This is a genomic window from Streptomyces anandii JCM 4720 (assembly GCF_014650655.1).
Classification (GTDB): Bacteria; Actinomycetota; Actinomycetes; order Streptomycetales; family Streptomycetaceae; genus Streptomyces; species Streptomyces anandii.
Genome location: NZ_BMVJ01000008.1, coordinates 17,442 through 25,974, shown reverse-complemented (window position 1 = coordinate 25,974; position 8,533 = coordinate 17,442). Strand labels below are relative to the sequence as shown.

Below are 8,533 nucleotides of genomic sequence, written 5' to 3'. Positions count from 1 at the left end.
CCAGAAGCAGGTCAAGAAGCTCATCGCAGGGCCCGGTGTGTACATCTGCGACGAGTGCATCGATCTCTGCAACGAGATCATCGAGGAGGAGCTCGCCGAGACGAGCGAGGTGCGCTGGGAGGAGCTGCCCAAGCCCCGCGAGATCTACGAGTTCCTCGACGGGTACGTGGTCGGCCAGGAGGCCGCCAAGAAGGCGCTGTCCGTCGCGGTGTACAACCACTACAAGCGGGTCCAGGCCGGGGAGAACGGCGGCGGCCAGGGCCGCGAGGACGCCATCGAGCTGGCCAAGTCCAACATCCTGCTGCTCGGCCCCACGGGCTCCGGCAAGACCCTGCTCGCCCAGACCCTGGCACGGATGCTGAACGTGCCGTTCGCGATCGCCGACGCCACCGCGCTGACCGAGGCCGGCTATGTGGGCGAGGACGTCGAGAACATCCTCCTGAAGCTGATCCAGGCGGCCGACTACGACGTCAAGAAGGCCGAGACCGGGATCATCTACATCGACGAGATCGACAAGGTGGCCCGCAAGAGCGAGAACCCCTCGATCACCCGTGACGTGTCCGGCGAGGGCGTGCAGCAGGCCCTGCTGAAGATCCTCGAGGGCACCACGGCCTCGGTGCCGCCGCAGGGCGGCCGCAAGCACCCGCACCAGGAGTTCATCCAGATCGACACGACGAACGTGCTGTTCATCGTGGGCGGTGCCTTCTCCGGCCTGGAGAAGATCATCGAGGGCCGCGCGGGAGCCAAGGGCATCGGCTTCGGCGCGACGATCCGCTCCAAGCGGGAGCTCGAGGCCAAGGACCAGTTCGAGGACGTCATGCCCGAGGACCTGGTCAAGTTCGGCATGATCCCGGAGTTCATCGGCCGCCTCCCGGTCATCACCTCGGTCCACAACCTCGACCGCGAGGCCCTGCTGAAGATCCTCGTCGAGCCGCGCAACGCGCTGGTGAAGCAGTACCAACGTCTTTTCGAACTCGACGGTGTGGAGCTGGACTTCGAGCGCGAGGCGCTGGAGGCCATCGCCGACCAGGCCATCCTCCGCCAGACCGGCGCGCGCGGTCTGCGCGCCATCATGGAGGAGGTCCTGATGTCGGTGATGTACGAGGTGCCCTCCCGCAAGGACGTGGCCCGAGTCGTCATCACCGCCGACGTCGTCCACTCCAACGTCAACCCCACCCTCATCCCGAGGGACGCCCGGGGGCGGGGCCCGGGCGAGCAGAAGACGGCGTAACCGAGCGAACGGAGAGGGGCCCGGCGCCGTGCGCCGGGCCCCTCTCCGTGTTCGGTCAGGCCTTGACGCGCACGTCCTTGCGCAGCTTGGCCGCGATGTCGGCCGCGTCCTCGGGGGTGCTGGCCTTGCCGGTCATCGCCGAGGCGAAGTCCACCGGCATCACCAGACCGAGAGTGCTGTGGTCGCCCCAGATGCAGACCGGCATCGTCATGTCCTTGGGACCGGTCGACCCGGCCGACGAGCCCATCTCCACCTTGAGCGACTGGCACTTGAGGACGGCTCCGTCGAGCCCACTGGGGTTGTAGGCCTTGGGGCTGCCGAGGAGCTCTCCGTCCTTGGTGCCTTCCTTCTCCTGCTTGCTCTTCATGTACGCGAACATGTTGTCGACGGCCTTCCCGGGATCGTCGATGGTTCCGTACACGCCGCCGAACGTGAGCTGCTTCATGCTCAGCGGGTTGCTCTTGTCCCCGGACTGGTAGTTCGCGTTGACGTCCTTGGGGTTCTTCACACCCCAGCCCTCGGCGTCCTTGAGGTCCGACTTGCTCATTCCGTCGTCGCCGGAATTGTCGCCCTTCTTGTACTGGCCGCCGAGCACCGTCGCCGGAGTGATCAGTTTGTGCGGGCCGTCGTCCGCGACCGAGCTGCTGCCGCTCCCGGAGAGTACGAAGTACGCCCCCACCGCGATCGCCGCGACCACCGCGACCGCGCCGATGACGAGGCCGGTCTTCTTCTTGCCGCCGCCCGGCGCCGGGGGCTGGGGCACCGCGCCGTAGGGCTGCTGGCCGTACGGGGGCTGGCCGTACGGCGGCTGCTGCTGGCCGTGGGCACCGGGCTGCGGCGGCACACCCGGAGGCTGCTGCGGATAGCCGTAACCGGGCTGCGGCTGGGGCGGAGGGGCCTGCTGGGGGTAGCCGTAGCCGGGCTGGGCGGGCGGTGCCTGCGGCGGCTGGCCGTAGGGGCCAGGCTGCGGCTGGCCGCCGCCGTACGGCCCGGGCTGCTGGGGCTGCCCGCCGTACGGGCCCGGCTGGTTGTAGCTCATTACTGGGTTCCCCTCCAGATGCTTATGTGTTCCTGACATCCTGGCGCAGGCACCGCGGGCCCACGGCATCGGGGTGTGCACCGTTACAGAACAAATGCGGTTCGGGACGGCGCCGTGACACCTCTAAACTGACCCCGTGACCGAGAACGCTCAGCAGCAGCCACCAGCGCCCGACACCGAACTGCCGACCCAGTACGCGCCGGCCGACGTAGAGGGGCCGCTGTACGAGCGCTGGGTGGAGCGGGGTTACTTCGAGGCGGACGCCAAGAGCGACAAGCCTCCGTACACCATCGTCATCCCCCCGCCGAACGTCACGGGCAGCCTGCACCTCGGGCACGCCTTCGAGCACACCCTCATCGACGCCCTCACGCGCCGCAAGCGCATGCAGGGCTTCGAGACGCTGTGGCAGCCCGGCATGGACCACGCCGGCATCGCCACGCAGAACGTCGTCGAGCGCGAGCTCGCCAAGGAGGGCAAGTCCCGCCACGACCTCGGCCGCGAGGCGTTCGTCGAGCGGGTCTGGCAGTGGAAGGGCGAGTCCGGCGGCCAGATCAGCGGCCAGATGCGCCGCCTCGGCGACGGCGTCGCCTGGTCCCGCGAGCGCTTCACGATGGACGAGGGTCTCTCCCAGGCCGTCCAGACCATCTTCAAACGGCTCTACGACGACGAGTTGATCTACCGCGCCGAGCGCATCATCAACTGGTGCCCGCGCTGCCTGACCGCGATCTCCGACATCGAGGTCGAGTACCAGGACGACGACGGTGAGCTCGTCTCCATGAAGTACGGCGAGGGTGACGACACCATCGTCGTCGCCACCACCCGCGCCGAGACCATGCTCGGCGACACGGCCGTCGCCGTTCACCCCGAGGACGAGCGCTACAAGCACCTGGTCGGCAGGCTCATCAAGCTGCCGCTGACCGACCGCTCCATCCCGGTCGTCGCCGACGAGCACGTCGACCCCGAGTTCGGCACCGGCGCCGTCAAGGTGACCCCGGCGCACGACCCGAACGACTTCGAGATCGGCCAGCGCCACGGCCTGCCGTCCATCGCCGTGATGGACGAGCACGCCGTCATCACCGCGCACGGCCCCTTCCAGGGCCTGGACCGTCTGGAGGCCCGCTCCGCCATCGTCGCCGCGCTGCGCGCCGAGGGCCGGATCGTCGCCGAGAAGCGGCCCTACGTCCACTCCGTCGGCCACTGCTCGCGCTGCAAGACCACCATCGAGCCGCGCCTGTCGATGCAGTGGTGGGTCAAGGTCGGCCCGCTGGCCAAGGCCGCCGGTGACGCGGTCCGCGAGGGCAAGGTCAGGATCCATCCCCAGGAGATGGAGAAGCGCTACTTCGACTGGGTCGACAACCTCCACGACTGGTGCATCTCACGCCAGTTGTGGTGGGGCCACCGCATCCCGGTCTGGTACGGCCCGGACGGCGAGGTCGTCTGCGTCGGCCCCGACGAGGAACCGCCGAGCGGCGAGGGCTGGCACCAGGACACCGACGTCCTCGACACCTGGTTCTCCTCCGGCCTGTGGCCCTTCTCCACCCTCGGCTGGCCCGAGCAGACCGAGTCGCTCGCGAAGTTCTACCCGAACTCCGTCCTGGTCACCGGCTACGACATCCTCTTCTTCTGGGTCGCCCGGATGATGATGTTCGGGCTGTACGCGATGGACGGCACCCCGCCGTTCCACACCATCGCCCTGCACGGCATGGTCCGCGACCAGTTCGGCAAGAAGATGTCGAAGTCCTTCGGCAACGCGGTCAACCCGCTGGACTGGATGGACAAGTACGGCTCCGACGCCCTGCGCTTCACCCTCGCCCGCGGCGCCAACCCCGGCGTCGACGTGCCGATCGGCGAGGACTGGGTCCAGGGCTCGCGCAACTTCGCCAACAAGATCTGGAACGCCACCCGCTTCGCGCTGATGAACGGCGCCACGGTGGACGGCCCGCTGCCCGACGCCTCCCGGATGTCGGCCACCGACCGCTGGATCCTGTCCCGACTGAACTCCGTCGTCGCCGAAGTCGACGCGTACTACGACGACTTCCAGTTCGCCAAGCTCTCCGACGCCCTCTTCCACTTCGCCTGGGACGAGGTCTTCGACTGGTACGTCGAGCTGTCCAAGACGACGTTCCAGGCGGGCGGCGAGCCGGCCGAGGTCTCCAAGCGGGTCCTCGGCGAGGTCCTCGACGTCACGCTGCGGCTGCTGCACCCGGTCGTTCCCTTCGTCACCGAGACCCTGTGGACGACGCTGACCGGCGGCGAGTCGGTCGTGATCGCCGACTGGCCGGCCGACAGCGGCTTCCGGGACGCGGACGCGGAGCGGGAGATCGAGACCCTCCAGTCGGTCATCACCGAGGTGCGCCGCTTCCGCGCCGACCAGGGCCTCCAGCCTGGTCAGCGGGTCCCGGCCCGGCTGACGCTGGGGGGCACCGCGCTGGCCCCGCACGAGGCGGCCATCCGCCAGTTGCTCCGCCTCCAGCCGGAGGGCGAGTCCTTCACGGCCACCGCGACCCTCCCGGTCGCCGGCGCCGAGGTCGCACTCGACCTGTCCGGCACGATCGACGTGGCCGCCGAGCGCAAGCGCCTCGCCAAGGACCTGGCCGCCGCCGAGAAGGAGAAGGCCCAGGCCGCGGCCAAGCTGGGCAACGAGGCGTTCCTGTCCAAGGCCCCGGACCAGGTGGTGGAGAAGATCCGCACCCGCCTGGCGAAGGCGGAGGAGGACATCACGAGGATCCAGTCCCAGCTGGACCGCCTGCCCCAGCAGTAGCCGACCTCAAAAGGGGCGCGGAGCCGCATCGACATGCGGCTCCGCCCCCGTGGGCGCGACCAGCCGCAGACCACCCGCGCCCGCCGGCCAGGACCAGCCACCCTCCTCAGTGGGCGCACCCCTAAACTGGCCCTGTGAGTGAAATCGACCCCTTCGACGAGATCATCGCGGAAGAGACCACCCGTGACCCCGATCTCGCGGCCATCGAGGCCGGCAGCCGAACCCTCCGCACGCAGGGCGGCCCGCCGCAGGCAGATGTGCCCGCCCGCCCCGAGGACCCGGAGGTCGACAAGGCTCTCCGTGAGGTCGAGGCGGACCTCGCGAGCCGCTGGGGCGAGACCAAGCTGGAGCCCTCGGTCAGCAGGATCGCCGCGCTGATGGACGTGCTGGGCGAGCCGCAGCGGTCGTACCCCTCCATCCACATCACCGGCACCAACGGCAAGACCTCCACCGCCCGCATGATCGAGGCTCTGCTGGGCGCCTTCGAACTGCGCACCGGCCGGTACACCTCCCCGCACGTGCAGTCGGTCACCGAGCGGATCAGCCTGGACGGCGCCCCGATCTCCGCCGAGCGGTTCGTGGAGACCTACCGGGACATCAAGCCGTACATCGAGATGGTCGACGGCTCGCAGGAGTACCGGCTGTCCTTCTTCGAGGTGCTGACCGGCATGGCGTACGCGGCCTTCGCGGACGCGCCGGTGGACGTGGCCGTCGTCGAGGTCGGCATGGGGGGCAGCTGGGACGCCACCAACGTCATCGACGGCGACGTCGCCGTCGTGACCCCGATCGACCTGGACCACACCGACCGGCTCGGCTCCACGCCCGGGGAGATCGCGGGGGAGAAGTCCGGCATCATCAAGCAGGGCGCCACGGTGATCATGGCCCAGCAGCCGGTGGACGCCGCCCAGGTGCTGCTGAAGAAGGCCGTCGAGGCCGACGCGACCGTGGCTCGCGAGGGGCTGGAGTTCGGGGTCGTCTCCCGGCAGGTCGCCGTGGGCGGACAGCTGCTGACCCTGCGCGGCCTGGGCGGCGAGTACACGGACGTGTACCTGCCGCTGTACGGCGCCCACCAGGCGCACAACGCGGCCGTGGCGCTCGCCGCCGTGGAGGCGTTCTTCGGGGTCGGCGCGCAGCGCGCCGAGCCGCTGGACGTGGACGCGGTGCGCAAGGCGTTCGCGTCGGTGGCCTCGCCGGGCCGGCTGGAGATCGTGCGCCGCTCGCCCACCGTGGTGCTGGACGCCGCGCACAACCCGGCGGGCGCGCGGGTGACCGCCGAGGCGGTCCAGGAGGCCTTCGACTTCAGCCGGCTGATCGGCGTGGTCGGGGCCAGCGGCGACAAGAACGTGCGCGGTCTCCTCGAGGCCTTCGAGCCGGTCTTCGCCGAGATCGTCGTCACGCAGAACTCCAGCCACCGAGCCATGGACGCCGACGAGCTGGCCGCAATCGCGGTGGAGGTGTTCGGCGAGGAGCGCGTCCAGGTCGAGCCGCGGCTGCCGGACGCGCTGGAGGCCGCGATCACGCTCGCCGAGGAGGAGGGCGAGTTCGCCGGTGGCGGTGTGCTGGTCACCGGGTCCGTCATCACCGTCGGTGAGGCACGGCTGCTTCTCGGGAAGGGCTGACTTCCGTTGCGTACGCTCTGTTCCTCGACCCTGATCGGCGAGTTCTTCGTCATCGGCTTCGCCGCCCTGGTCGCGATGAAGGACCCCGGACTGTCCACGACCGCGGTCTGGACGGTCAGCGGCATCGCGATGCTGCTGTGCGTGCTGCTGTGCGGCATGCTCACCCGGCCCGGCGGCATCGCGCTCGGCTGGGCCCTGCAGATCGCGCTGATCGCCTCGGGCCTGGTGGTGCCGACGATGTACTTCATGGGCGCGGTGTTCGCGGCGCTGTGGTGGGCCTCGGTGCACTTCGGGCGGAAGGTCGACGAGGCGAAGGCGAGATTCGCGGCGCAGGCCGCCGAGGCCTCCGGCTCCGCTCCGGCTGACGCTGCGTGACAGGGGCGCGGACACGCCCTGTAACCTCGTCCCACCGCACATCCTGTAAGGAGAAGGAGTCTCCCGTGAGCCAGCGCACCCTCGTCCTCCTCAAGCCCGACGCCGTCCGTCGTGGCCTGACCGGCGAGATCATCAGCCGTATCGAGCGCAAGGCCGGCTGGCAGATCACCGCGCTGGAGCTGCGCACCCTGGACCAGGACACCCTCGAGCAGCACTACGGCGAGCACAAGGGCAAGCCCTTCTACGAGCCGCTGGTGGAGTTCATGTCCTCCGGCCCGGTCGTGGCCATGATCGTCGAGGGCGAGCGGGTCGTCGAGGGCGTGCGCGCCCTGGCCGGTCCGACCGACCCGATCGCGGCGGCGCCCGGCTCGATCCGCGGCGACTACGGCGTGATCGTCCGGGAGAACCTGATCCACGCCTCCGACTCCGAGGAGTCCGCCGAGCGCGAGGTGAAGATCTTCTTCCCGGGTCGTGCCTGACATACCGTCAGTCGATCATTCCGCACCTGCACGGGGCGGCCGCACATACCCGGCCGCCCTGCCGCATATGCGATGCCGATCGGGGGAACGCGTGCCCCCGATGGACCGTCTCCACAAGCGAGGCGGTACGCCATCTGCTGACAATGGCGAAGACCCTCGCGCAGTGTTCGTGCAGGCGCGTCTACGATGGAAGCCTTCACGTCACAGCACCCACCTCGCCGTACCTGAAATGCCCTCAAAAGCTCCCAGGGAAGGCCAGACGAATCCTGATGGGGAACTCAATGTCGTTCATCGGCCGTGACATGGCTGTCGACCTCGGGACCGCCAACACGCTGGTGTACGTCAGGGGTCGCGGGATCGTACTCAACGAACCGTCCGTCGTCGCGATCAACACGAACACCGGTGGCATCCTCGCGGTCGGCGCCGAGGCGAAGAAGATGATCGGGCGCACCCCGGGCAACATCGTGGCCGTGCGTCCGCTCAAGGACGGCGTCATCGCGGACTTCGAGATCACCGAGCGGATGCTCCGCTACTTCATCCTGAAGATCCACAAGCGGCGGTACCTGGCGCGTCCGCGGGTCGTGGTCTGCGTGCCCTCCGGCATCACCGGCGTCGAGCGCCGCGCCGTCATCGAGGCCTCCTCCCAGGCCGGCGCCCGGCAGGTGCACATCATCGAGGAGCCCATGGCCGCGGCCATCGGCTCCGGCCTGCCGGTCCACGAGGCCACGGGCAACATGGTGGTGGACATCGGCGGCGGCACCACGGAGGTCGCGGTCATCTCGCTCGGCGGCATCGTCACCGCCCAGTCCATCCGCGTCGCGGGCGACGAGCTGGACAACGCGATCATCCAGCACGTCAAGAAGGAGTACAGCCTCCTGCTGGGTGAGCGGACGGCCGAGCAGATCAAGATCACGATCGGTTCGGCGTACGACCTCGACTCCGACGAGCACACCGAGATCCGCGGCCGGGACCTGGTCTCCGGACTGCCCAAGACCGTCGTCATCTCGGCCGCCGAGGTCCGCAAGGCCA

The 8,533-nt window shown here is 69.3% G+C and carries 7 protein-coding genes; 6 read left to right on the top strand and 1 reads right to left on the bottom strand.

Annotated elements, in window-relative coordinates; genetic code table 11:
• Positions 1–1,231, top strand: a 1,231-nt coding sequence (gene clpX / locus IE249_RS16080; protein WP_229858604.1) for an ATP-dependent Clp protease ATP-binding subunit ClpX, incomplete at its 5' end; no start/stop codon positions are given.
• Positions 1,232–1,286: 55 nt separating this feature from the next.
• On the opposite strand, the gene IE249_RS16075 is transcribed toward clpX, so the two are convergent.
• Positions 1,287–2,270 (bottom strand): hypothetical protein, encoded by a 984-nt coding sequence (locus IE249_RS16075; protein ID WP_189705518.1) that lies wholly within the window; start codon positions 2,268–2,270, stop codon positions 1,287–1,289.
• A gap of 136 nt (positions 2,271–2,406) precedes the next feature.
• Between IE249_RS16075 and IE249_RS16070 the strand changes: the two genes are divergently transcribed.
• The 5 genes from IE249_RS16070 to IE249_RS16050 all read left to right on the top strand — a co-directional run.
• Positions 2,407–5,031, top strand: a complete 2,625-nt coding sequence (locus tag IE249_RS16070; protein ID WP_189705517.1) for a valine--tRNA ligase — start codon at positions 2,407–2,409, stop codon at positions 5,029–5,031.
• A gap of 134 nt (positions 5,032–5,165) precedes the next feature.
• A complete protein-coding gene (gene folC / locus IE249_RS16065) occupies positions 5,166–6,650 on the top strand; it encodes a bifunctional tetrahydrofolate synthase/dihydrofolate synthase (protein WP_189705516.1) in 1,485 nt (494 codons plus the stop codon).
• Positions 6,651–6,656: 6 nt separating this feature from the next.
• Positions 6,657–7,025 (top strand): DUF4233 domain-containing protein, encoded by a 369-nt coding sequence (locus tag IE249_RS16060; RefSeq protein WP_189705515.1) that lies wholly within the window; start codon positions 6,657–6,659, stop codon positions 7,023–7,025.
• Between the two features lie 65 nt (positions 7,026–7,090).
• Complete coding sequence (gene ndk, locus IE249_RS16055) at positions 7,091–7,504, top strand: nucleoside-diphosphate kinase (protein ID WP_030345080.1); 414 nt, start codon at positions 7,091–7,093, stop codon at positions 7,502–7,504.
• Positions 7,505–7,785: 281 nt separating this feature from the next.
• Positions 7,786–8,533 (top strand): rod shape-determining protein (locus tag IE249_RS16050; RefSeq protein WP_229858601.1); only part of this gene is annotated, 748 nt, incomplete at its 3' end.

Excerpts from the sequence above, each read along its gene's own strand:
- IE249_RS16075 (WP_189705518.1), bottom strand. The coding sequence starts at position 2,270 with ATGAGCTACAACCAGCCGGGCCCGTACGGCGGGCAGCCCCAGCAGCCC.